This is a genomic window from Kaistella sp. PBT33-4 (genome assembly GCF_029194425.1).
GTDB lineage: Bacteria > Bacteroidota > Bacteroidia > Flavobacteriales > Weeksellaceae > Marnyiella.
In genome coordinates this window covers 417,810-439,608 of record NZ_JARFYL010000004.1, presented here as the reverse complement: position 1 = coordinate 439,608, position 21,799 = coordinate 417,810, and the positions used below count along the sequence as shown (strand labels likewise).

19 protein-coding genes are annotated in these 21,799 nt (G+C 45.3%); 8 read left to right on the top strand and 11 right to left on the bottom strand.

Annotated features, from left to right (window positions below):
* Positions 1–46 precede the first annotated feature (46 nt).
* From P0M11_RS10855 to hemL, 3 genes are read left to right on the top strand one after another with little or no spacing between them, the layout of a single operon-like run.
* Positions 47–982 (top strand): pyridoxal-phosphate dependent enzyme, encoded by a 936-nt coding sequence (locus P0M11_RS10855; RefSeq protein WP_275625675.1) that lies wholly within the window; start codon positions 47–49, stop codon positions 980–982.
* Positions 979–2,031 (top strand): glucosaminidase domain-containing protein, encoded by a 1,053-nt coding sequence (locus P0M11_RS10850; RefSeq protein WP_275625674.1) that lies wholly within the window; start codon positions 979–981, stop codon positions 2,029–2,031. The genes P0M11_RS10855 and P0M11_RS10850 overlap by 4 nt, the downstream gene beginning before the upstream one ends.
* A 35-nt stretch (positions 2,032–2,066) precedes the next feature.
* Positions 2,067–3,356 carry a glutamate-1-semialdehyde 2,1-aminomutase gene (hemL, locus tag P0M11_RS10845; protein WP_275625673.1) on the top strand — a complete coding sequence of 430 codons (1,290 nt, stop codon included), beginning with the start codon at positions 2,067–2,069 and terminating at the stop codon, positions 3,354–3,356.
* A 52-nt stretch (positions 3,357–3,408) separates the two neighbouring features.
* Here the strand turns inward: hemL and P0M11_RS10840 are convergent, their stop codons facing one another.
* The 3 genes from P0M11_RS10840 to P0M11_RS10830 all read right to left on the bottom strand — a co-directional run bounded on the left by P0M11_RS10840 (position 3,409) and on the right by P0M11_RS10830 (position 7,736).
* A complete protein-coding gene (locus P0M11_RS10840; RefSeq protein ID WP_275625672.1) occupies positions 3,409–3,795 on the bottom strand; it encodes a hypothetical protein in 387 nt (128 codons plus the stop codon).
* Positions 3,796–3,977: 182 nt separating this feature from the next.
* On the bottom strand, positions 3,978–5,159 hold the full coding sequence (locus P0M11_RS10835) for a hypothetical protein (protein WP_275625671.1): 1,182 nt from the start codon (positions 5,157–5,159) through the stop codon (positions 3,978–3,980).
* A gap of 36 nt (positions 5,160–5,195) precedes the next feature.
* Positions 5,196–7,736 (bottom strand): TonB-dependent receptor, encoded by a 2,541-nt coding sequence (locus tag P0M11_RS10830; protein ID WP_275625670.1) that lies wholly within the window; start codon positions 7,734–7,736, stop codon positions 5,196–5,198.
* A 192-nt stretch (positions 7,737–7,928) separates the two neighbouring features.
* On the opposite strand from P0M11_RS10830, the gene P0M11_RS10825 reads away from it, so the two are divergent.
* From P0M11_RS10825 to P0M11_RS10810, 4 genes are all read left to right on the top strand, one after another.
* Entirely contained in the window at positions 7,929–8,606 is a 678-nt protein-coding gene (locus P0M11_RS10825) for a response regulator transcription factor (protein ID WP_275625669.1), read from the top strand.
* 27 nt (positions 8,607–8,633) lie between these two features.
* Positions 8,634–9,668 (top strand): ATP-binding protein, encoded by a 1,035-nt coding sequence (locus P0M11_RS10820; protein WP_275625668.1) that lies wholly within the window; start codon positions 8,634–8,636, stop codon positions 9,666–9,668.
* Positions 9,669–9,788: 120 nt separating this feature from the next.
* Complete coding sequence (locus P0M11_RS10815) at positions 9,789–10,367, top strand: hypothetical protein (protein ID WP_275625667.1); 579 nt, start codon at positions 9,789–9,791, stop codon at positions 10,365–10,367.
* Positions 10,368–10,507: 140 nt separating this feature from the next.
* Positions 10,508–11,785, top strand: a complete 1,278-nt coding sequence (locus tag P0M11_RS10810) for an alpha-amylase family glycosyl hydrolase (protein WP_275625666.1) — start codon at positions 10,508–10,510, stop codon at positions 11,783–11,785.
* Between the two features lie 17 nt (positions 11,786–11,802).
* On the opposite strand, the gene P0M11_RS10805 is transcribed toward P0M11_RS10810, so the two are convergent.
* A complete protein-coding gene (locus P0M11_RS10805; protein ID WP_275625665.1) occupies positions 11,803–13,254 on the bottom strand; it encodes an NAD(P)/FAD-dependent oxidoreductase in 1,452 nt (483 codons plus the stop codon).
* 215 nt (positions 13,255–13,469) lie between these two features.
* On the opposite strand from P0M11_RS10805, the gene P0M11_RS10800 reads away from it, so the two are divergent.
* The gene (locus P0M11_RS10800) at positions 13,470–13,916 is read left to right on the top strand and encodes a KTSC domain-containing protein (protein WP_158064283.1); all 447 of its coding nucleotides are present in this window, start codon (positions 13,470–13,472) and stop codon (positions 13,914–13,916) included.
* Between the two features lie 77 nt (positions 13,917–13,993).
* Here the strand turns inward: P0M11_RS10800 and P0M11_RS10795 are convergent, their stop codons facing one another.
* The 7 genes from P0M11_RS10795 to P0M11_RS10765 form a co-directional block, all read right to left on the bottom strand.
* Complete coding sequence (locus P0M11_RS10795) at positions 13,994–15,448, bottom strand: sigma 54-interacting transcriptional regulator (protein WP_275625664.1); 1,455 nt, start codon at positions 15,446–15,448, stop codon at positions 13,994–13,996.
* Between the two features lie 237 nt (positions 15,449–15,685).
* Entirely contained in the window at positions 15,686–16,825 is a 1,140-nt protein-coding gene (locus P0M11_RS10790; protein WP_275625663.1) for a VWA domain-containing protein, read from the bottom strand.
* A 117-nt stretch (positions 16,826–16,942) separates the two neighbouring features.
* Complete coding sequence (gene rlmF / locus P0M11_RS10785; RefSeq protein WP_275625662.1) at positions 16,943–17,935, bottom strand: 23S rRNA (adenine(1618)-N(6))-methyltransferase RlmF; 993 nt, start codon at positions 17,933–17,935, stop codon at positions 16,943–16,945.
* Positions 17,936–18,268: 333 nt separating this feature from the next.
* On the bottom strand, positions 18,269–19,600 hold the full coding sequence (locus P0M11_RS10780; protein WP_275625661.1) for an alpha-amylase family glycosyl hydrolase: 1,332 nt from the start codon (positions 19,598–19,600) through the stop codon (positions 18,269–18,271).
* A gap of 91 nt (positions 19,601–19,691) precedes the next feature.
* Positions 19,692–20,249, bottom strand: a complete 558-nt coding sequence (locus P0M11_RS10775) for a YdeI/OmpD-associated family protein (RefSeq protein ID WP_275625660.1) — start codon at positions 20,247–20,249, stop codon at positions 19,692–19,694.
* 127 nt (positions 20,250–20,376) lie between these two features.
* Positions 20,377–21,129 carry a hypothetical protein gene (locus P0M11_RS10770; RefSeq protein ID WP_275625659.1) on the bottom strand — a complete coding sequence of 251 codons (753 nt, stop codon included), beginning with the start codon at positions 21,127–21,129 and terminating at the stop codon, positions 20,377–20,379.
* Positions 21,130–21,208: 79 nt separating this feature from the next.
* Positions 21,209–21,670 (bottom strand): Lrp/AsnC family transcriptional regulator, encoded by a 462-nt coding sequence (locus tag P0M11_RS10765; protein ID WP_158064276.1) that lies wholly within the window; start codon positions 21,668–21,670, stop codon positions 21,209–21,211.
* Between the last annotated feature and the right edge of the window lie 129 nt (positions 21,671–21,799).

Sequence of the window (21,799 nt, the reverse complement as noted above, 5' to 3'; positions counted from 1 at the left end):
AAGCTTCGAATTTCTCCATTTTCAAACTTTTTTACAACTTTGCAGGATGATTTTTCCTGAAACGCACATCCCCATCACCGAAATACCGTTACAAAACAGAGATGTGCGACTTTTCGTAAAAAGGGAAGACTTTATCGATCCTGAAATTTCAGGGAATAAGTACTGGAAACTCTTTTACAACATCAACAGCTATCTGGCGCGCAAAACGGCAAATCCCCGTTTGATTACATTTGGCGGAGCCTTCTCCAACCACATTGCCGCTGTTTCCGCGCTAGGATATCGTGAAGGTATTCCGACCGTTGGAATAATACGCGGTGATGAACTTGCAAATAAATGGCAGCATAACCCTACATTGAGCTTTGCCGCGGCAAAAGGAATGATGTTTTGCTTTGTATCTCGCGAGCAGTACAGGAGAAAGGAGGAACTTGGGGAAATAATGCTACAGCAGTATCCCGAAGCACTTATCATTCCGGAGGGAGGAACTAATGAACTGGCTGTAGACGGCATCCGGCACATGCTGAATGAACAAACAAAAAGTTTTGATTATCTTTGCTGCGCTGTTGGAACCGGCGGGACTTTAGCCGGAATTTCAAAGTTTGCAGAGGCAGAACAGAACATTCTGGGCTTTAAAATCGTGAATGATGATTCTCTTCAGCAAAGCGTGCTTGCTTTATCAGGCAGAAATAATTTTTCGCTGATAAATGAGATAAATGGCAGATACGGCAAAATAACTGACGAAGATATTCGTTTTATAAATGTTTTTGCCGAAAAATACGGCATACAGCTCGATCCGGTGTATACCGGAAAGATGATGCAGGGAATATTTGCACTTATAGAGGCAGATTTTTTCCCGAAAGAAAGTAAAATCCTTTCCTTTCACACCGGTGGCCTTCAGGGCATTTCCGGCGCCAATAAAATGTTGGCAGCAAAAGGCAGGAAGCTGATTAACAATACAGTAAGTTCACAAACTAACTATTTATGAGAAAAATATTTATTGCTTTAGCACTGATTATTTTATCGCAAATTCAAGGCCAAACCTGGACCACCGACGAACAATATATTCAAAAGTTTGCACCTTATGCGGTAGAGGAGATGGAAAAATTCAAGATTCCGGCTTCCATTACACTGGCACAGGGACTTCTTGAAACCGGTGCCGGACAAAGCCGTCTGGCAAAGGAAGGCAATAACCATTTTGGTATTAAGTGTAAGGACGAATGGACCGGCAGAACAATGCGGCATAACGATGACGCACCCAATGAATGTTTCCGCGTGTATGATGATGTCCGCCAAAGCTACGAAGACCATTCGCGATTTCTGGCAGAAAGAAAATACTATGTCAGCCTTTTCAAGCTCGACATCAAGGATTATAAAGGCTGGGCCCACGGTCTGAAAAAGGCCGGTTATGCCACCAACCCCCGCTATGCGCAAATCCTTTTATCCATCATTGAAAAGCATAAGCTCTACGAGTACGATAATACAGATTCCAAGACGGTATATACGGCTCTACTCAATAAATATCCATCCCTTCAGGACGACCGTACTTTTCTGGCGCAGATGAATCCGGGACGTAAATCTGCATCAGACAGTCAGGCTAAAACGATTAAGGTGCGTTACGAGCAGACCTCCTATGCCACTCAGCAGAAAAAAGTTCAGCAGCAGAAAAACAGCGATCTCTTAAAAGAAGTTTTGGTTAAGAACCATCCGAACGGCGGGATGAAATATCTTGTAGTACCTGCAGATATGGACCTTCTTCAAATTGCTGATAAATTCGGCATCAGTGAGAGCCGCCTGATGAAGTGGAATGACTTGAGCAGCGGCAAGCTTAAACAGAACGATATTGTTTTCCTGGAGTCTAAAAGTGCAGAAGGAAATGTTCCTGCGTACAAGGCTGAAGTTGGCGAAGATATGCATGCGATTGCACAGAAGTTCGGCGTAAGGTTGGATAAACTGCTGGCCAAGAACAGAATGGACGACGGCGGGAAACTGCGTGCCGGAGACCTTGTTTTCCTGCAGGGACGTAAGCCAAGATAGTTAGAGACACTTGCACATTATTTAAAAATAAACTGATGATATATCAAAGAAGTTCTGCGCTTTTTACAGAAGCGCAGCGCTATATTCCGGGCGGAGTTAATTCACCTGTGCGCGCATTCAAATCTGTAGGAGGTGTACCCGTTTTTATGAAGTCGGCTAAGGGAGCCTACCTGACCGATGAGGATGGCCGAACCTATGTTGATTATATAAATTCCTGGGGTCCTGCCATTTTGGGACATACCCACCCTGTGGTTCTGGAAGCTGTCCAAAAGCAGGCGGAAAAAGGGTTTTCCTTCGGAACTCCCACCGAACTCGAAACTGAAGTTGCCCGGTTCATTGTAGAAAATGTTCCCAATGTGGATCAGATCCGCATGGTTTCTTCCGGCACGGAAGCGTGCATGAGCGCCATACGTTTGGCCCGTGGATTTACCCAAAGAGACAAGATCATTAAATTTGAAGGCTGCTACCACGGACATTCCGATTCTTTCCTGATCAAAGCTGGAAGCGGCGCCGTCACTTTCGGGCACCCCAATTCACCGGGAATTACGCAGGGAACAGCGAAGGATACTTTGCTCGCCAGATATAACGATATAGCACAGATACATGACCTTTTCCGCCACAATGAAGGGGAGATCGCCGCGGTAATCATTGAGCCTGTGGCGGGAAATATGGGCTGTGTATTGCCTGAAAACAATTTCCTGCAGGAACTTAGGAAAGCTTGTGATGCCAACGGGGCCTTATTGATTTTTGATGAAGTAATGACCGGCTTTAGGTTGGCTTTCGGAGGGGCACAGGAAGTATTCGGCGTAAAAGCCGACCTCGTGACTTACGGTAAGGTGATTGGCGGTGGTCTTCCGGTAGGCGCATTTGCCGGGCGCAACGAAATTATGGACCATCTTGCTCCAAAAGGAGCTGTTTATCAGGCCGGAACTTTAAGCGGGAATCCACTGGCTATGCGTGCGGGTCTTGAAACACTGAAACTGATAAAGAACGATACCGGTTTCTATGAGCGGATTAACAAAACCACCGAAACGCTTGATTTTGAGATCGGTAAGATTCTGAACAGCAAAGATATCCAGCACCGCATCAACAGGAAAGGTTCCATGATGAGTGTGTTTTTCCACATTGCAGCCGTTTCTGATTTTGATGAGGCACAGCGTGCCAATCATTCTCTCTTCAACAATTTTTTCCACCATATGCTAAAGAACGGAATCTACCTGCCACCGAGCGGTTATGAAACGTACTTCATCAGTGACGCGGTCAAAGACGCGGAAATCAGCCGGACGCTGGAAGCGGTTCAGAGCTTCGAATATTCAGATAAATAATAAAACCGGTTCCCATTTGGAACCGGTTTCGTTTTTCTCATCATTTTTATGCCTAACGGGACGCAATAGCGATTTCTACCGGCATTACATAGGTCACAGGCCTCTCACGCTGCCCTTTAAAGCGTAAATGAAGACCGCTTAAAGCATTTTCAAGGTTTTTGTTAATGGCCCTGCAGCGGCTATCTGCCCGAACATTTTCAATTTTGCCGTCTGTTGAAATATTAAATTTCACCAACGAATTGGTGGTTCCTTCGGTGAGCTGCGGATCGGTAAAATCAAAATTCTGCGCTATAATGTTTCTCACCTGGGTAAAGCCGTCCTTATTCGAAATTCTTACTTCTTCTATAAGGCTGTTGGTATGCTGTGCCTGCAGACCTCCTGAAAATCCCAGGAAAAGTAGGATTCCCAATACTGCTGTTTTTATTGCCGTCTTTTTCATATCTCAATTATTTATGTCTTCCGTTTGTTCAGTCAAAGTACTATAATTATTATTGAATTAACAAAAAATTCATATTAAATTAACACTGGAACGGAAAAATTTAATATTGGAAATCCTGATGTATAGAAAAAGACGCCGGATAATTCCGGCGCCTTGCTGATATGAATGAAAGAAAAAAAGTTCTAAAAAAGTCCGCTCCAACCAGTTGCCCATGATGGCAGTCCAGTTCCGTTGCTTCCACCTGCGCCGGTTGCTGCGGCATTTACAGTGAATGTACCGGGCAGTACAGGTATTGTGACTCCAGGCGTAGTTCCTACCGCCGTTGCTTTCGCTGAGGCCTCGGTCTGCACATTGTCAAATCTTACATTGGTGATTTTACCAGCTCCGTTGAAATAAGCGACAGACTGGTCGTGCTCTACATTGATTCCTGTTTTCCAACCGGAAAGAACAACATTGTCTATGGTTGCGTGCGTTCCCTCTCTAAGTTTAATTCCGTCCGCTTCACCGGTAAGAGCTCCTATGAATGTGGCGTTTTTAATGGTAGGGTTAGACCTTGGACTTGCATCTCTGTTATTGGAATTGTTATCGGCTTCAATGCCTCTGTTTCCGGTATTGTCGGCTCTTCTTTTGGTATAAACTCCGTTCACCGTACCGTTCCAGCCTTCAGTCCAGTCAAAAGCATCATCTTCATTGCCTACAGACAGGATATTTGTGGCATTAACAGTTCCGCCAAAGAATTCAATACCGTCATCCGAACCGTTTATTACGGCTAAATTGTTGATTTGAGTCCCGCTGCCCACTCCAAAAAGGGACAGACCGTTAAATTCCTTTTCTGCGGTGAAGATGGCGCCGGCATATTCGATACGCACGAAGTTCAGTGTTCCGGAATTATCAGTGGCTATGGTGCCTCCGTAAGTAGCATTGCCCACTTCAGACATTGCAGTTGTACCTTTGTTGATGGGTGCGCGGCCACAGATTACGAGTCCGCCCCAGGCACCGGGTGTCGCATTGGAAGCTGTGAAAACAACAGGTGCAGCCGCAGTACCGTTGGCAAAGATCTGCCCGCCCTGTTCAACAGTGACGTAGGCTGAAGTACCTCCTGTAGCTTCAATTCTGGTTCCGGCAGGGATGATCAGCTTACCACCTTCTTTCACAACCAGAGGTCCCGTAAGTTTGTGTACTTTGGAGGGATCCAGTGTAATTGTATTACCCGTGGTTATTTCACCTTTAAAATTTCCCGGCTCAAAACTGCCGGCGGGTGTGGTGATGATGGGATCATCATCATTACTGCAGGACTGTACAGCAAATGTGGCTGTGCTCAGGATAAGTGCTGCGGTCAGTACTTTCAGACTGTTCTTTTTCATAATAAAGCTTTTTTTAGATTATAATGGTTTTGATTTTTAAAACTGATAGGAAAAACCGATTCCGGCGTTTATCCCTTTTTTATACTCCCTCACTATTACATCACCATTGGCATTGGCCTGTACGCGGGTGAAACTTGTGTTCAGCAAATTTTTCGCACTGGCAGATATTCCCAGGCCATTATTAAGGGAAAACCTCACGGTCGCATCCAGAAAATTTACTGCTTTATCTACCAGGTTGCCCTTACTTTCATAACCCAGAGCATAGATATTATCGGAAATATGAGAGTAGGACAGGACTACATCCATAGTGTTCCGGTTCCATTTCTGTTCCCAGCCAAGGTTAAGGTTGGCCAGGAAGTCGGAAGCCCCCTGCATTCTGTCCTGGCTGCTGATAAAGGAAACTGCAACTTTTGAATTTGGATTTTCTCTGTCCACCTTTTCGGAATCCAGTTCCTGTTCGGTATTTAGGTACGTGGCGTTCATAAAAGTATAGAACCGGGAATTGCCATTCGTGTACAGATCTTTTCTCAATTCGGCCTCAACACCGAAGATCATTCCCCTGTCGCCTGTGTTCACAAACGAAACTGAATTTGAAGAGGAGTTTACGGTGACGCGGGAAATTGGGTTTGAAATGTATTTTCCGAAAACTGTAGCCGAAATCAATTCGCCCCGTTTTGGGAACCATTCCCACTTCAGGTCCAGGTTGTAATTATCTGCCGGGTTCAGGTCTGTATTTCCAAAGCTGAGTTCGTCTATATCTTCATACTCGAAAGGTGCAATTTCCAGAAGAAGTGGGGTAGTGTACGTTTTGGACGCGGACAGACGGAGGTTATGCAGGTCGTTCAGACTGTATTTTAGGTTCAGCGCCGGAAGGATTTTAGAATAGTTTTTATCTACATCACCTTCCTGAATACTAGTATTGTAAAGGATGGACTGCTGTAGGTTCTCATAACTCACACCGAGTTGGGCAGTCAGCTTTTCTCCGGCTTTAAATTCAGCATTGGCAAAAGCTCCGTGGTTCATCACTTCGGATCGATAGTATTGTGGAACAAGGGCCATCTCATCTGCACCCACAATTCCGCGGAAGGTCCTTATGTCAAAGAATGCACCGGACTGGTAATTTTCATAGTTGAAAAATGCACCGTAATCTTCGGGAGTTACATAATAATTGCCAGGAGCCAGTTTAACCCGAAAATTATATTGTGTAGCACGGAAATCCGAATCTTTTAAGCGTCCGCGGTAACCTGCGGTTAACTTTATACGGTCGCTCAACTGATAATCTGCGTAGATATTGGCAGCGTAATCATTCTCCAGAAGCTGGTCAAAATACCGGTGATTGGCTCCGGCGTTTCCGGCAATGAAGTGGTGAAGGCCTGTATTCAGGTTTTCAACACTGATATTCTGCTGCCGGTCCGGTCTTCTGCTGTCCAGACGGTTGTAACCAAGATTCCAATATAGCTTCAGCGGATCGGTAATACGGTGCTCACCGGCAATCTGGTTAATCCAGAGATCATTTGTTTTGTAGGTTGCCCTGCGCAGGTGTGCTGTTTCATTGGCCCGGTCTTCATTTGTATCCCGTATATACCCTTCATAAAGTCCCAGTTTCTGTTCTGTGGTATGAATATAATTGGTGGTAGCCTTCACCGTATGATCACTGTTGATGCGGTAATTGAGGTTTAGAAGCCCGGTGGTGTTGGTGTCGTAGGTGAATTCCTGACCCCACAGATCTTTGAGTGGCGCGCCGGAATTATCTACGGAACGTATGATACCTTCCCTGAAGTTATAATCATTGTCAAAGTTTCCAAATCCGAAAACACTCAGCTTTCCATCTTCGCCTATGCGGAAAGATTTGCCAAAGTCAACGCCAAGTGAAGAGTTGATGGGGTTATAGGTCTCCTCATTTTGCCAGCCTGTATTGAAGGCATATCCAAATTGTGCGATCTTGGCATTTTTGGGCTTACTGATCTGTTTAAAACCCAAATAGTCCGGACCGTTCTGAAGGTAAAAATTGGACTTTGAAAAAGCGTTGAAGTTCACTGATGATCCCAGATTTACTTTGAAATAGGGCTTACCGGTGTATACTTTGGAAACAATATCCACATTTGCGCCCGCCATATCGCCCCAAAGCCTGGGGTTATATACTTTTTCCAGGCCTACGAAATCGATCATGTCTGTTTTCACGATACCGAGGTCAATGTTCTTATAAGCGGGATCGTTGGAAGGAATGGGCAGCCCGTTCATGCTTGTGGAGTTACTTCTGTCGCCCAGACCGCGTATGAAAACCTGCCCGCTGCCTTCCTGCTTCTGTGCGCCGGTGGCTTTGGTTACAGCTACAGATACGTCGCCGACTCCCTGTTTCTCAAGCTGCACTGCACCTACTCTTTCAATTACTTCGGCAGATTTACGCTGAAGGCTGATCAGGTTGCTTTCCGCACCTTTTTTTACGCTGCCGCGCAGGACAACACCTTCAATCTGTTTCTCTGTCCTAAGCGTATCCTGTGCGGCCTGTTGTCCTGAAAGTGTCTGTGCCGTTCCCAGGAGGAATAAAACTCCAACACTTAATTTAGTGATTTTCATTTCTTGTTTTTTACTTGTTTTTCTTTCACTGCAAAGGTCCTCAGTCCCCTGCGAAATGCTGTATACTCAGTTTTAAGTTTGTTTTAATAAATAATGAACAGGAAAATGCCAATATTAACTTTGCGTGAATAAAGGCGGTCAGGCCGGACCACGTGTTAATTTTTAGTAATTTTGAAAGGATAAAAACTGAAGATGAGTACCAAAAAGATCTTACTGATTGATGATGAACAGGACATCCTGGAAATCCTGTCTTATAATCTGGAAAAGGAAGGATATGAAGTAGTTACCGCCAGTGGTGGTGAAGAAGGTATCGAAAAGGCGCGCACACTTGTACCGGATCTTATCCTTCTCGATGTCATGATGCCCGGAAAGGACGGTATTGAAACCTGCCAGGAACTCAGACAGATAAAAAGCCTTCAGAAAACACTTATCGTTTTCCTGTCGGCACGCAGCGAGGAGTTCTCCCAACTGGCGGGATATCAGGCCGGCGGTAATGATTATATTGTAAAGGTCATCAAGCCCAAGGTTCTTATATCCAAGGTGAATGCACTTCTGCAGCTTACTTCGCAGGTAAATGAAAAGGCCAAACTTATTGAAGTGGGCGATTTGGTGATTGACAAGGATAACTTCAGGGTTTCCAGAAACGGACAGGCTTTTCTGTTGCCCAAGAAAGAATTTGACCTTCTTTATCTCTTAGCTTCCAATACTGATAAAGTCTTTAAGAGAGAGGAGATTTTGGAGAAAGTTTGGGGTAGCGATGTAGTGGTGGGAGAACGTACAATAGATGTGCACATCCGCCGCCTGCGGGAAAAATTAGGTCTCAATTCTATTCAGACGCTTAAAGGAATTGGTTATAAGCTCATTGTTTAACCGAATATCTTTAAATATTTCTTCAATTTGAAATTCAGGGAACTTACTTTCATCGCCTCGCTTTTCATCACCCTTGTGACGGTTTTTGTGGCGCTGGCCTTCAATCTCTCACAGGAACAGCTGGCGGAGGACCGCAACCGTTTTTACATGATTATGTCACTCTGTGTCCTGATAATGCTGGCCGTTAATTATTTCCTGCTGGAATTTTTGTTCGGCTATTATGGCAAAAAACAGATCAAACGCATCAGTACCATCCTGCCGCAGGGCATTATCCCGACAGACGAGAGTAAAATGAGTTTCACACAGCTTGGTGAAAAGGTTTCCGAGCTTTCCCAGAGAAATGCCAGCGAAATTGACACCATGAAAGGGATGGCCAGCTACCGCAAAGAATATATAGGCAATGTCTCACACGAGTTGAAAACACCACTCTTCTCCATTCAGGGCTATGTGGAAACCCTTATGGATGGCGGTGTTGAGAACCTGGCCATCCGGGACAAATACCTGGAACGCATTGATAAATCGGTGGAAAGGCTGTTGGATATTGTGAAGGACCTGGATATGCTGAATCAGTTTGAATACGGCGAAATCAACCTTAATATTACCACATTTGACCTCAATATCCTCATCCGCGAAATCATGGATATGCTGGATCTTGAAGCTGAGCGTCGGGAAGCCAGGATGCAGCTCCAGACCTCGCATGCCGCAATTATGGTGCGTGCGGACAGGCAGCGTATCAGCCAAGTGATCATTAACCTTATCTCAAATGCCATTCATTACTCCAACCGCGAGAATGCACTGATCACCGTGCGTACCAACAAACTGCGCTCAAAAGTGCTGGTAGAGGTGGCCGACAATGGAATGGGCATCAAAAAGGAACTTTTGCCGCGCATCTTTGAAAGGTTTTACCGGGTTGAATCTTCACGCAGCCGCCGTGGTGGCGGTTCCGGATTAGGGCTGGCCATCGTAAAACATATCCTCGAGGCACACAACGAAGCCATCTCCGTACACAGTGTTTATCTGGAAGGGACCACCTTTACTTTTATGCTGGAAACCGAGCCTTAGACGGCGCGGAATGTAATAAAATATTTTAAAAAAAAAGATTTTTAAAACTTTTTGCTCCGCTTACAATTATCCTATATTTGTACCGTTAACATTAAGCAAAACTAATACAAGAAAGCACTAATGGTTTATAAAATCCGCGTCATTTTAGATACCAAGGACAATATTTTCCGCGATATTGAAATCAAAGGGAAACAGACACTCTGGAACCTGCATTTAGGTATCAAGAGTGCCTTCAGCCTTCAGGGTGAGGAACTGTCGGCCTTTAATCTGCTCGAGTCAGACGGGACCATCATTAAGTCCGTACCTCTGGAGGATATGACCGATGAGGGCGATGGTGAAATCATGTCAGACGTTTATATTGATGAAGCATTCGCAAATGAAGGCGACCGTGCACAGTTTCAGTACGGACTGCTTGACCTTTGGGAATTTTTCTGCGAACTTGTGGAAATAGTGGATGAAAAACCTGCTGTTAATTATCCTATAACCGTTTTCCGTTTTGGTGCTGTGCCGCTGAAGGCACCAGGTAAAAGTACAGGTAAAAGCAAGAAGCCGGTCATGCCGCTTCTGGACGAGGACGAGGATTTTGGTTTCAACGATGATTTTGAAGAAGGTGATTTTGCCGATGAGGATGATGATTTTGATGATGACGATGCTTTGGATTTCGCTGATGAGCCACTGGATGATGACGATGAAGATTAACAAATATACACCCTGCAACCGCAGGGTTTTTTATTGTCCGGATGCGAATTTTGTTTCGCTGGAATTGTAGGACTCCATTTCTGGAATAATTGGGGAATTATCCCGACCTTGCTGCTTTAACTCTTCTATTATCAGAACCAATGAATGGAACCTGCAGGTGGAAGCACACCACCAATATCTACGAAGTAAACCTGAGACAGTACACTCCCGAAGGAACTTTCAAAGCCTTTGCCGCACATTTGCCCCGGCTTAGGGATATGGGTGTTGAAACGCTGTGGCTGATGCCGATAACCCCTATCGCACAGAAAAACAAAAAAGGAAGTATGGGCAGTCAGTATGCGGCGGCCAACTATACAGCTGTAAACCCGGAATTTGGTTCGCTGGAAGATTTAAAAAATTTAGTGCAGGAAGCGCACAGCTTCGGCTTCAGAGTGATTATGGACTGGGTAGCCAACCATACAGGCTGGGACCATGTGTGGACATATACCCACCCGGATTTCTACCTGCGGGACCCCCTTACCGGCGATTTTCAACCCGCATCCGGAATGGCCGACATCATTGAACTGGATTACTCTAATCCTGATATGCGCCTGGCCATGATTGAGGCCATGAAATATTGGGTTAGGGAAGCAAATATAGATGGGTTCCGCTGCGACCTGGCAGCATGGGTGCAACTGGATTTCTGGCAACAGGCAAGACCTGAACTGGAAAAACTGAAACCACTTTTTTGGCTCGGTGAATTTGACGAACTTGATGATCCCGGGTACGGAAAGATTTTCGATGCCAGTTATTCCTGGAACTGGATGCACCTGACCAGGGATTTTTGCGATGGCAAAGTGACTTTAGGTGAACTTAAGACACTGTTGACCAGATATTCAGAGATTGGAGACGGCTCTATGCGTGCCTGGTTTACATCTAATCATGACGAGAATACCTGGAACGGTACTGAATTTGAGAAATATGGGATCTATGCAGAGGCGCTGGCCGTCTTTTCAGTGACGTGGAACGGCGTGCCACTCATCTATAACGGGCAGGAAATACCGATGCGCACAAAAAGACTTGAGTTTTTTGAGAAGGACCCTATCCCGTGGACCGGTACTAATAAACTCCATGACTTCTATAAAACTCTGTTGCGCCTTAAAAGCAATTATCCGGCGCTGCGGGGTGGCGACCCGGCCGTGCGGACGCATTTGCTGAAGACTACAGCCGATGATAAAATTCTGGCATACCTAAGACAAAACGGAATGCACGCAGTACTAACGGTGCTCAGTTTTTCCACAAAACCAATCAATTTTGAGATTACAGAAGAATCGCTATCCGGAGTTTATACCTGTGTTTTTACACTTTCAACGCGTGATTTCACCAACGGGGCCCATTTTTCTTTGGAACCCGGAGGATTTGCGGTTTTTCAAAAGTAGAGCTACTATCGCGAATTCTATTCTTTATGCTTTCTTTTGATGACCTTACCGCGCGGTTCATCCGCTTCAAAGAGTGCCAGTTCCGAATGCAGAAACTCTGCGGCTGCGGCAGAATCTTCCACCTTAACAGCACTTCGCTGCAGCATCTCTGCTTCAAAACGATTCAGAATGTTTTCCCTTATGTCTTTATCCTGCCCTGTGTTAGGATTTGAACACGCCTTTGTTATTTCCCGCGCCAGTGACAGTGCATCCAGCAGGGCCTGATTGGCTCCCTGACCTTTAAACGGACTCATGGGATGTGCCGCATCACCAATCAGTGTGGCAGCGCCTGAGGTATTCAGAAGCTCAGGAGTGAGCAAGTCACGGTCATACACCGGATAACCGGAAATTTTTGATGGGTCGCTAGCGTTCAGAATTTGCGGAATGGGGTCGTGCCAGGGGGTTCTTCGGATAGCTTCCTGTTTTAAGGCTTCATTACCTCTGTTACGTAAAGCAATTGCCTCTTCCTGCGAAATGGGAAAACTAAGTTGCCACATTACAGATACGTCGTCGTAAGGCATTATATAGATGCGTTCATGACCGTTGGCTGTCTGAAAGACAGTAGCCGAATCCAGGAGGGAGCGGTCGCATTCGCCAATTTCACCGAGCCTGCAGATTCCCAGGATTACCATGCAGCCCAGGTAACGGAGCGGGAGCGTTTCTTCCCCTAAAATTTGTCGCCTTACAATACTCCTTATACCGTCAGCGCCTATTACCACATCTGCTTTCTCCACAACCAACTCATCATTCACCCGGAATTTCAGGTTTAGGCTGTGATCATCACAATGGTTGAATTGCAGAAGTTCATAACCCCATTTTACAGAACCGCTGTTTTGCAGTGGTCTCAGAAGTACCGACCGTAATTTCTGTCTGGCAATATGAATATTGGTGCGCCGGCTGCCGGCCTTACTGTTGGTCCCCAGCCATTTCCGCATTCCCCATTCGCCCACAATTTTACCGTCTGGTGTGTGTACAATATGTTTGGTGGAAACCACGCCATCTTCGAGATTATTAATGCCGAAGCCTTCCATAGCTTTACTGGCCTGCTGCAGGGTAAGTCCATAACCCTGGGAACGGTCACTGAAACTGTTGTCTTTTTCGTACAGTGTGAACGGGATGCCGCGGTGCAGACAGGCAAGTGCGAGTGCAGTTCCGCCAATGCCGCCACCAATGATGGCCAGATGCGGGAATCTCTGGGTATCGGGTACAGGATAGTTTTCAGAAGGTATCAGCCCACTGCCGGAACATACACTGCAAGTGGTGTAATGAGGTTTTGGTTTTCCGGGTACGGGACCTATGGCTCCTTCTGAATGCCATGTCTCCAAAGCTTTTTCATAACGGAAACGCACACTTTTGCGAAGGCGCTGCTTTTTTTTTCCAATTCCGCCACATTCTCCGCAGGCGGTCCGGCATCTTAATTCCGAATCCATTCAATATCTGAAGAAGCGCATCCTTCCTGCACTTTTATAGGGTTAAAACAGGGCGCAAAGGTATTCATTCTGCGAAAATAAATCTGTAATTAATTATCACTCTTCATATTAAAAATTAAAAGCCTAATTTTGCACCCCGAAATTCAGACAGGATGATGCTTATTATTTTTTAAGCCGAATGCCTTTCTATTTCCTGAATCAAAATATTATTTTATATGAAAAGAATTGGCGAACACCGCAAACTGCTGGGCGTAGACAAGACGGTGACCCTGAAAGAACTGAAAACCATTTACAGAAATACAATGAAGGAAGCGCATCCGGATAAATTTGTAAATGACGAGGAAGGACGTACCGAGGCTGAAGCCACCAGTAAATCGGTGATTGAAGCCTATCATTTTTTGGTGAGCATCAATCCCGAAACGCAGGAGAAGTACAAAGAGGAGTACAGCGAAACCACATCGAAGTCCAATATCCAGGATTTTGACTATGAAAAACAGATCCTTAAGATACAGCATGTGAATGGTAAAATGTACGAGTACATTGGTGTTCCGCGCAACACTTATATTAAGATGGTAAATGCAGATTCGCCAAGCAGATTTGCCAGGCGCCATATCTATGGTAATTTTATCCACCGCAAGGCGGGTGAGGCGATGGCTGACTAGGCCTGATGCTTTTTGTGAAAATTAAAAACCTCTTCGAAATATACCGGAGAGGTTTGTTTTTTTAATGGGCTACCTTTTTATCTGCTGTAGTATTTGCCGATGCCGGGCGCATCATACGTAAAACTGCTTTCGTTTTCGAATTTATCAAGTTTCCTGCTCACGGTAAGTGCCCACAGAACCAGCTCCATACAAAAGTAGCGGTCGCCGTCGCCTAGATCGCCGGTATTTTCATCTACAAGTGATACCAACGGTTTTATGCTGTTCAGTTTATTGCGGTAGTCTAGATCTTTGTCCAGATAATTCAGATGAAGCTGGTTTTCATCAAACCACCGGACAATGTCGGTATAGGGAGTTTTCACGCCTTCTTTCTCCAGTTTGCCAATCTTTGGGAATATATTTTCAAACTGATTCATTACTGCCTGGTCAATAAGGATTCTGGCCACATGATCCGCACCTTCCTGTTCGCCTTCATAAACGAGTTCGATTTTTCCCGTAATAGACGGAATTACTGACATAATATCAAGTAAACGAACGGCTGTACGGTACAGATCAGATTCAATAAGGCGAAGTTTGGCGGCAGCCATCAGGTTTTCCATGGCGCTGATGGTGAGCCTGGCGCTCACACCACTTTTTGCATCAACAAATTCGCTGTTCCGCGCAGCAAAAGCGATCTCTTCAAGCAGGTTTTTTGCATAATCGGGAACTTCAATTACTGCGCTGTCTTCAGCAGAAATCCGAGCTTCCTGCTCCGTGATTTGCCGGGCCAGGGCAATGTTTTGAGGATAATGGGTGAAGATCTGAGAGCCTATACGGTCTTTAAGCGGGGTAACTATGCTTCCGCGGTTGGTGTAATCTTCGGGATTTGCCGTAAATACAAACTGGATATCCAAAGGCATCCTGAGCTGGAAGCCACGAATCTGGATATCACCCTCCTGAAGGATGTTGAACAGTGAAACCTGAATGCGTGCCTGAAGGTCCGGCAGTTCATTCAGTACGAAAATACAGCGGTTGGCCCTTGGAATCATCCCATAATGCAAAACCCGCTCATCGGAGTAAGGCAGGTTCAGCGTGGCGGCCTTAATAGGATCGATATCGCCAATGAGATCGGCTACATTCACATCCGGAGTAGCGAGTTTTTCAAAGAAGCGGTCGCTGCGGTGTACCCAGGATACTGGAGTTTCATCACCCAGCTCATCAACAAGGTCGCGCGCCAGCTTTGATATGGGCTGAAAGGGACTGTCGTTGATTTCTGACCCCTGCACGATGGGCATATATTCGTCCAGCAGACTTACCATACTTCGCGCAATACGTGTTTTTGCCTGTCCGCGCAATCCCAGCAGATTAATGTGATGTCCCGCCAGCAATGCTTTTTTAAGTTGAGGAATAACAGTGTCTTCATAACCCCAAAGGCCTTCAAACACAGGCTCTTTCGCCCTGATTTTTGCGATAAGGTTTTGCTGAATTTCCTTGGAAATGGTTTTATGGGCATATCCTGATTTTTTCAGTTCGCCAAAAGTTGTACTTTCTTTCATTGTTATTTAATGTTCTTTGAGGGCAGATGCTGTACAGTAGAGACAAGAGCCAAGATGTCAGATTTCAGATTTCAGACTTTTGAGTTTAGATCTTAAAATCAATTCATAAATATTCAACTGTTTCCTCCCGGTAACCCAGAGTTTTAATTATTTTTCATCTTCACACTTCTGACTCATAACTCCCAACTTCCAACCTCTATTGTCTGATATCTGAACTCTGCCATCTGACATCTTAAACTAAATTCTTCTGATCCTGTTCCTTTCATAATCCTCGAAGATCATCCCACCCAGCTTGCTGAGTCCGGTAAGGAATGCTTTGCCCTGGTTCTGAGCCGTGAAAGCCTCTACAAAACGCTGTAAGTAAGGATCCTGAGCAATCATGAAAGTGGTGATCGGAATTTTGAGACGGCGCGCCTGAGCCGCTTTGTTAAGACATTGGTTCACTATAGTCTCATCCAGGCCCACACTGTTCATATACAACTCACCCGTTGCAAGTTTCATACAGCTTGGTTTGCCGTCGGTGATCATAAATATCTGTTTGTTGGTGTTTCTCTTTCGCCGGAGGATATCCATGGCAAGTTCGAGTCCGGCCACGGTATTTGTATGGTAGGGCCCAACATTTAAGTAGGGCAGGTCTTTGATTTTAATGGGCCAGGCTTCGTTGCCAAAAACAATAATATCTATTGAATCTTTTGGGTATTTCCGCTTAATAAGCTCAACAAGGGCCATGGCCACTTTTTTAGCCGGAGTGATACGGTCCTCACCGTAGAGGATCATCGAATGGCTGATGTCAATCATGAGAACGGTACTCATCTGTGCTTTGTGGTGCGTTTCTTCCACCATCAAATCATCCTCCGTGAGCCTTAGATCTGTGATACCATTGTTGATTTGTGCATTTTTGAGGCTTTCAGTCATGTTTATGTTCGATAGCTCATCGCCATACTGAAAACTGCGGTTTTCGCCGTCTCTTTCGTCACCCACACCCGCTTTGGAGGTCCGGTGGTTGCCAATCCCCGTCTTTTTCAGTTTGCCGAAAATCTGGTCCAGGGCAAATTCCCGGAGTGCCTTCTCGAGTTTGGGCGTAACAATATTCCGGCCCTTTCCGCTGCCGGTACTGCCTTCTTCGGGTCTGATCTCTTCTTTAATGTAGCCGCGTTTTTTAAGATCTTCTTCGAAATCGGCAATTGTATACTCATCGGTGAAGATATCATACTCCTTATCCAGCATTTCCAGCCACTCAAAAGCCTCTTCCAGATCACCTGAAGTGTGTGTCAGCAGATCCTTAAAAACATCAAAAATCCGCTCGAAGTGAGACACCTCTTCCGGAGTATGTTTTTTAAAAGTAAATCCTTTCCTGTTAAAGTTGCTGAGGTTCATTACTGAATGGCTAATCTTCAGCCAAGGTATGGAAAATTCATTCCATTTTTTCCGCAGAAATATAGATACTAAGTATCACCGTTATGGATTAGTTGGTACATTACATTCCGCGGCCAACTAAACCCTGCTATCCGGCTGCTGTTTTTGTTTTTCGTCCGTTGTCTTTACTTTCCATCTGCCTTCGCGCCACTGCATTTGCTCCTCCCGGGTCAGGAAAGTCCAGGCTACAATGCGGCTCACCTTATTGCCGGTACCCATCGGAATGGTTTTTCTGTACACGATTTGGGCTTCTTCCAGTGCGCTGTACACCTTTTTCAGGTTGGACTCTTTAGAAACCAGCGTCGTAAACCAGTAGCAGTTTTTGCCAAAGGCACGGCTCTCCTTAATCATTTTGCGTATAAAGGCTATTTCACCCCCGGGATAGATAAGTTCCTGACTGATTCCGGAAAAATTCAGTTCCGCTTCTGCAGCCTTTTTTCCGGTGAGGTTGCGGACTTTCCGCTGTGTACCCTTTTCTGCCTCCTCTGCCGAGGAATGGAAAGGAGGGTTGCAAAGCGTGAAATCGAAGCGCTCACCATCGCCGATTATGCCATGAAATACAGAATCAGCATCAGGCTGGAGGCGGATTTCAACATTGTCCTTTAACTGTGCATTGGACTCCGCAATTTTGCCCGCGGAAGCTACGGAGTTCGGATCCGCATCCGAACCTACGAATTTCCAGCCATACTCACTCACGCCTAGGGCGGGGTAAATGCAGTTGGCACCCACGCCAATATCGAGTACAGTGATCTTTTCTCCTTCCGGAATACTCCCAAAATTACTCTGACCCAACAAATCTGCCATATAATGCAGATAATCGGCACGGCCCGGAATGGGAGGGCAGAGATTTTCGGCCGGAAAGTCCCAGTTCTTTATTCCGTAATAATGGCTCAGCAATGCTTTGTTGAGCAACTTAACCGCTTCAGGATTCGCAAATTCGACCGAATCGTCACCGTATTTATTGGGTTGAACATAATTCCCGAGTGCCGGTTCAGCCTCTTTGAGGGCATTCAGGTCGTAACGTTCACGGTTTTTATTGCGTATATGAAGTCTTGTTTTTTCTGTAGACATGGGTTGAATATTTAATTCTGCAAAGATGAGGCTTAATAATTAAAAAACACTGTCCGACCCAGCGGTTCCGATCGGAAGATCAATAGCTCGTGGAATTTTGTAATATCTAAAGATTTCAGATTTCAGATTTCAGATGTCAGAAATCAGACAGTGATTATAGTTTATTACCGTAAGTTGGATGGTTAGAAGGTCAGGAGGTTCGAAAGTTCACCACTCTTGCAGATATTAACTTTGTGTTCCTGGTGCAACCCTTGTGCTCCTTGTGGTTAAGTAGAGTCAGGATTTTAGATGTCAGATGTCAGATGTCAGAAATCAGACAGAGATTATAGTTTATTACCGTAAGTTGGATCTGAACAGGACCAAATATCCCCAGGGCTCCAGTTCAAGGTGACAACTTTTTAGCAGAATCTTATCTGAACCGCTGAAAAGTTCGGTGTAGGTGCCTGCGTGCTCCGAAGTGTCCAGGGTGACATTCACTTTTTTGGGGCTGAGGTTAAAGACCGCCAGAACCTTGTCGCCCTCTTTCTCCCGAACAAGCGAAATGATATGCTCCATGCAGTCGTTGGTCACACGCTCCATTTCACCGCCGAACCTGCCGTTCCAAAGCCCGCGGTTTCTATGTTTTAAATTAAACAGGGTAGTGTAAAGGTTGGAGTTGCGGTGTGTTTTCCACTCGATGGGGTCGCGGTCAAAAAATTTGAGCGAACGGCTCAGTCCGGCTTCCTGACCGTTGTACACGAGCGGCATCCCGTCCATCAATACTGTAAAGACAGTGGCAGCTTCCAGGGCGTTGCCGAAATTGGAGACCGAATTACCTTCCCAGGAATTTTTGTCATGGTTGTCAATGAAATTCAGCCGGATGCCTTCCTTTGGAAAAATGGAAACATGCTCCGCCAGATATGCTTCGGCCAGGATCTTGGCATTACTTCGCCCCTGAGCAATGGCATGCAGGTGGTTCCACAAGGCCCAGTTGTAGGTGGCATCAAACGCTTTGCTGTGAAGGTCGCGGTCCTCTGCTTCAGCCAGCATGAAGACAGGTTTTAGGGTTTCAAGTTCTGTGCGAACATTTTCCCAGAAATCACGCGGAACAAAACTGGCCATATCGCAGCGAAGTCCATCAATGTCAAATTCTCTGACCCAATATTTCATCGCTTCCGTCATGTATTTCCGTAGTTCAGGCTGGTCATAGTCCAGTTCAATAATATCATCATAATCGCGCCACGGCGTCGGCCGGAACCTGCCATTGCGGGACTTTTTGTAAAACTCCGGATGTTCGGCCACAAGATTACTGTCCAGACTGCTGTGGTTGGCTACCCAATCCAGAATTACATACATGCCCTGACGATGAACAGCCTGAACCAGATTCCGGAAGTCTGCTTCGGTTCCAAATTCAGGATTAATTCCCTTAAAATCCTTCACTGAGTAAGGACTGCCAAGACTGCCTTTTCTGTTCAGTTCTCCTATTGGATGTATGGGCATTAGCCATATAATATCTATCCCCATTTCCTTCAGTCGCGGCAACTGTTTCTCTATTTCTCTAAAAGTTCCCTCAGCGGAAAACTGCCTGATATTCACCTCGTACACTGTGGCGTTCTTCACCCAGTCCGGATTATCAATCTGGACGTACTTTTTTGGTTTATAAGCATCATGGTCCTGTGGATTCATATATACGTTTGGTTACTGTACGTATCAAATTCCAGGCAATAGTTGTCAATTAACTAGCGTGCGATGAATACCTGGCGACTAAATTGTGACTTCACTGCAGCCTTTCCTGATTTAAACTGCTGTCAATTACTTTCTGAAGCCTGTCATAGCGGGTGTTTTCCCGTTTGGCCGACATGATCCAATGAATGATGACTTTACGGTAGGAGGGTGGTTGTTTGCAGAAAAATTCCCAGGCAACAGGATGGGAGCTGAATGTTTTTTCATATTGAGGTGCAAGCTGCTCTGCAGGTTTTTCATGCGAATAGATACCAGAGCGGCCTGCTGTCCTTTTGCTGAAGGCTTCTAATCCTGCGGGCTCCATCAAACCCGCTTCTTTCAACTCCTTTACTTTTTTAACATTAACGTCACTCCAAATACTTTTGGGCCGCCTCGGCGTAAAGCGGATTGTGTAGCTTTCAGAGTCCAGTGATTTCCGGATGCCGTCTATCCAGCCAAAGCAGAGCGCCTGATCCACTGATTCGGACCAGGTGATGGACTGTCTGCCGCTGTTCACTTTGTAGAATCCAACCAGGAGTTCGTTTTCTGCAGCGTGGTTTTTAGATAACCATTCGCGGAAAAGAGCCGGAGTTTCAAAAAATACGTGTTCCATTTTGCCTGATTTCAGACAAATCTAAGGAAAAACAGAGGATCTGATGGCCGGATTATGTGATATTAAGTCTTTAAATAGGCCAGGTTCTCCAGATTCAGCTGAAAGATGAGAATTTGCTTTCGAGCAGTTAATCAGCGATTTCAGTAATTGGGCTCGTTTTTCTGTTTTCCCAAATACTAACCAGTTTAGCGATAATCACATCGCCACCCGCATAAAAAAATACGGCACCCATGGGCGGATTGGCAGCAGGGATGAGACCGAAGGTTTCAGGAACCCACTTCCAGCAGTTGAAACCCGTACCCAGCAGTTCAATGTAAATCACACACAATGCAATAAAATAGTAAAGCGGATCGCCTTTCTTTCTGCGCAGGATGGCAAAGAAAAATACACTGAAGATCAGTGTGAACATGTCATTGAAAAAAATAACGGGTATCAGGAAAATCAATATAAATAAGACAGGGAATGCCTTTTTGAGCGCGGTTTTGTTTTTCACCGCCCAAAACGTATTGGCGTAAATATAGCCCGAGGCATACACAATGGCATGTCCCAGTGGCACGTAAAGCGGTATGTGCACCGTTCGGTAATGATACATGCCTATAAGGCTGCAGAAAATAAGTTCACCGATATAGGAGATGATAACCATTGTAAACATCAGCTTCCGAAGCTCAGTGCCCGACACATAGAAAAGCCACAGGAAATATACTATTGTAAATGCATTTGCCAGCCAGCGGCCATTGAAGCCGTAATCATTCAGGAAAAAATCAGAATCCAACCAGAGAACCAAAGGGGTAAGGATCAGGAACAGCCATCCGGCCAATGCCATATTCGACCTGGCGGGATTGCTGTTGATGAAGAGCTGGGAGGAGAAAAATCTTTTCAATGGTTGGTTTTGTATTTAAGCCTGCAAAAATAAGATTTCATATTGGGTAGGCACTATGAAATGCACAGGGAGGCATACCTTATTCCAGGCCTACAATTGTGGTGCTTTTCACTTCCTTGATCATGAATGCGCTCTGTGTACTGGCAATATGCTGCAGGTTGGTTAATTTGGTCACCATAAAATCTCGGTATTCTGCAATGTCTTTCACTATTATTTTGAGGATGTAGTCGTAATCGCCGCTTACATGAAAACATTCCAACACCTCCGGAAACCGGCAAATTTCACGCTCAAACTGGGTGATGTACTCCTTACTGTGCTGAATGAGTTTTACGTGACAGATGACCAAGAAATCACGGTCTACCTTCTGGCGGTTCACCATGGCCACATAACTGCCAATGACCTGCTGTTTTTCCAGTTTTTTAATACGCTCAAAAACAGCAGTTACGGACAGGTTCAGTTCGGCTGCCAGACTTTTTGTGGTTCTTTTGGAATTTTCCTGCAGTAAATTCAGGAGTTGCCGGTCCTTTACATCCAGATTCATCAGAAAATATTTTGGATTTGTTACTCTATATTTTTCAAAAATAGAATAAAAATTTATAATACGCCCGTATGTTGTGGTTATTTTCTGAATTAAAGCGCATTGATTGTTTATTTGGCGGGTTATCGGCAC

Bases quoted from the DNA above. Each gene is read 5' to 3' on its own strand.
- P0M11_RS10840 (WP_275625672.1), bottom strand. From the start codon at position 3,795: ATGAAAAAGACGGCAATAAAAACAGCAGTATTGGGAATCCTACTTTTC.
- P0M11_RS10855 (WP_275625675.1), top strand. From the start codon at position 47: ATGATTTTTCCTGAAACGCACATCCCCATCACCGAAATACCGTTACAA.
- P0M11_RS10810 (WP_275625666.1), top strand. From the start codon at position 10,508: ATGAATGGAACCTGCAGGTGGAAGCACACCACCAATATCTACGAAGTA.
- hemL (WP_275625673.1), top strand. From the start codon at position 2,067: ATGATATATCAAAGAAGTTCTGCGCTTTTTACAGAAGCGCAGCGCTAT.
- P0M11_RS10775 (WP_275625660.1), bottom strand. From the start codon at position 20,249: ATGGAACACGTATTTTTTGAAACTCCGGCTCTTTTCCGCGAATGGTTA.
- P0M11_RS10825 (WP_275625669.1), top strand. From the start codon at position 7,929: ATGAGTACCAAAAAGATCTTACTGATTGATGATGAACAGGACATCCTG.
- P0M11_RS10835 (WP_275625671.1), bottom strand. From the start codon at position 5,159: ATGAAAAAGAACAGTCTGAAAGTACTGACCGCAGCACTTATCCTGAGC.
- P0M11_RS10805 (WP_275625665.1), bottom strand. From the start codon at position 13,254: ATGGATTCGGAATTAAGATGCCGGACCGCCTGCGGAGAATGTGGCGGA.
- P0M11_RS10795 (WP_275625664.1), bottom strand. From the start codon at position 15,448: ATGAAAGAAAGTACAACTTTTGGCGAACTGAAAAAATCAGGATATGCC.
- P0M11_RS10780 (WP_275625661.1), bottom strand. From the start codon at position 19,600: ATGAATCCACAGGACCATGATGCTTATAAACCAAAAAAGTACGTCCAG.
- P0M11_RS10850 (WP_275625674.1), top strand. From the start codon at position 979: ATGAGAAAAATATTTATTGCTTTAGCACTGATTATTTTATCGCAAATT.
- P0M11_RS10815 (WP_275625667.1), top strand. From the start codon at position 9,789: ATGGTTTATAAAATCCGCGTCATTTTAGATACCAAGGACAATATTTTC.
- P0M11_RS10800 (WP_158064283.1), top strand. From the start codon at position 13,470: ATGAAAAGAATTGGCGAACACCGCAAACTGCTGGGCGTAGACAAGACG.
- P0M11_RS10790 (WP_275625663.1), bottom strand. From the start codon at position 16,825: ATGAACCTCAGCAACTTTAACAGGAAAGGATTTACTTTTAAAAAACAT.
- rlmF (WP_275625662.1), bottom strand. From the start codon at position 17,935: ATGTCTACAGAAAAAACAAGACTTCATATACGCAATAAAAACCGTGAA.
- P0M11_RS10765 (WP_158064276.1), bottom strand. From the start codon at position 21,670: ATGAATCTGGATGTAAAGGACCGGCAACTCCTGAATTTACTGCAGGAA.
- P0M11_RS10830 (WP_275625670.1), bottom strand. From the start codon at position 7,736: ATGAAAATCACTAAATTAAGTGTTGGAGTTTTATTCCTCCTGGGAACG.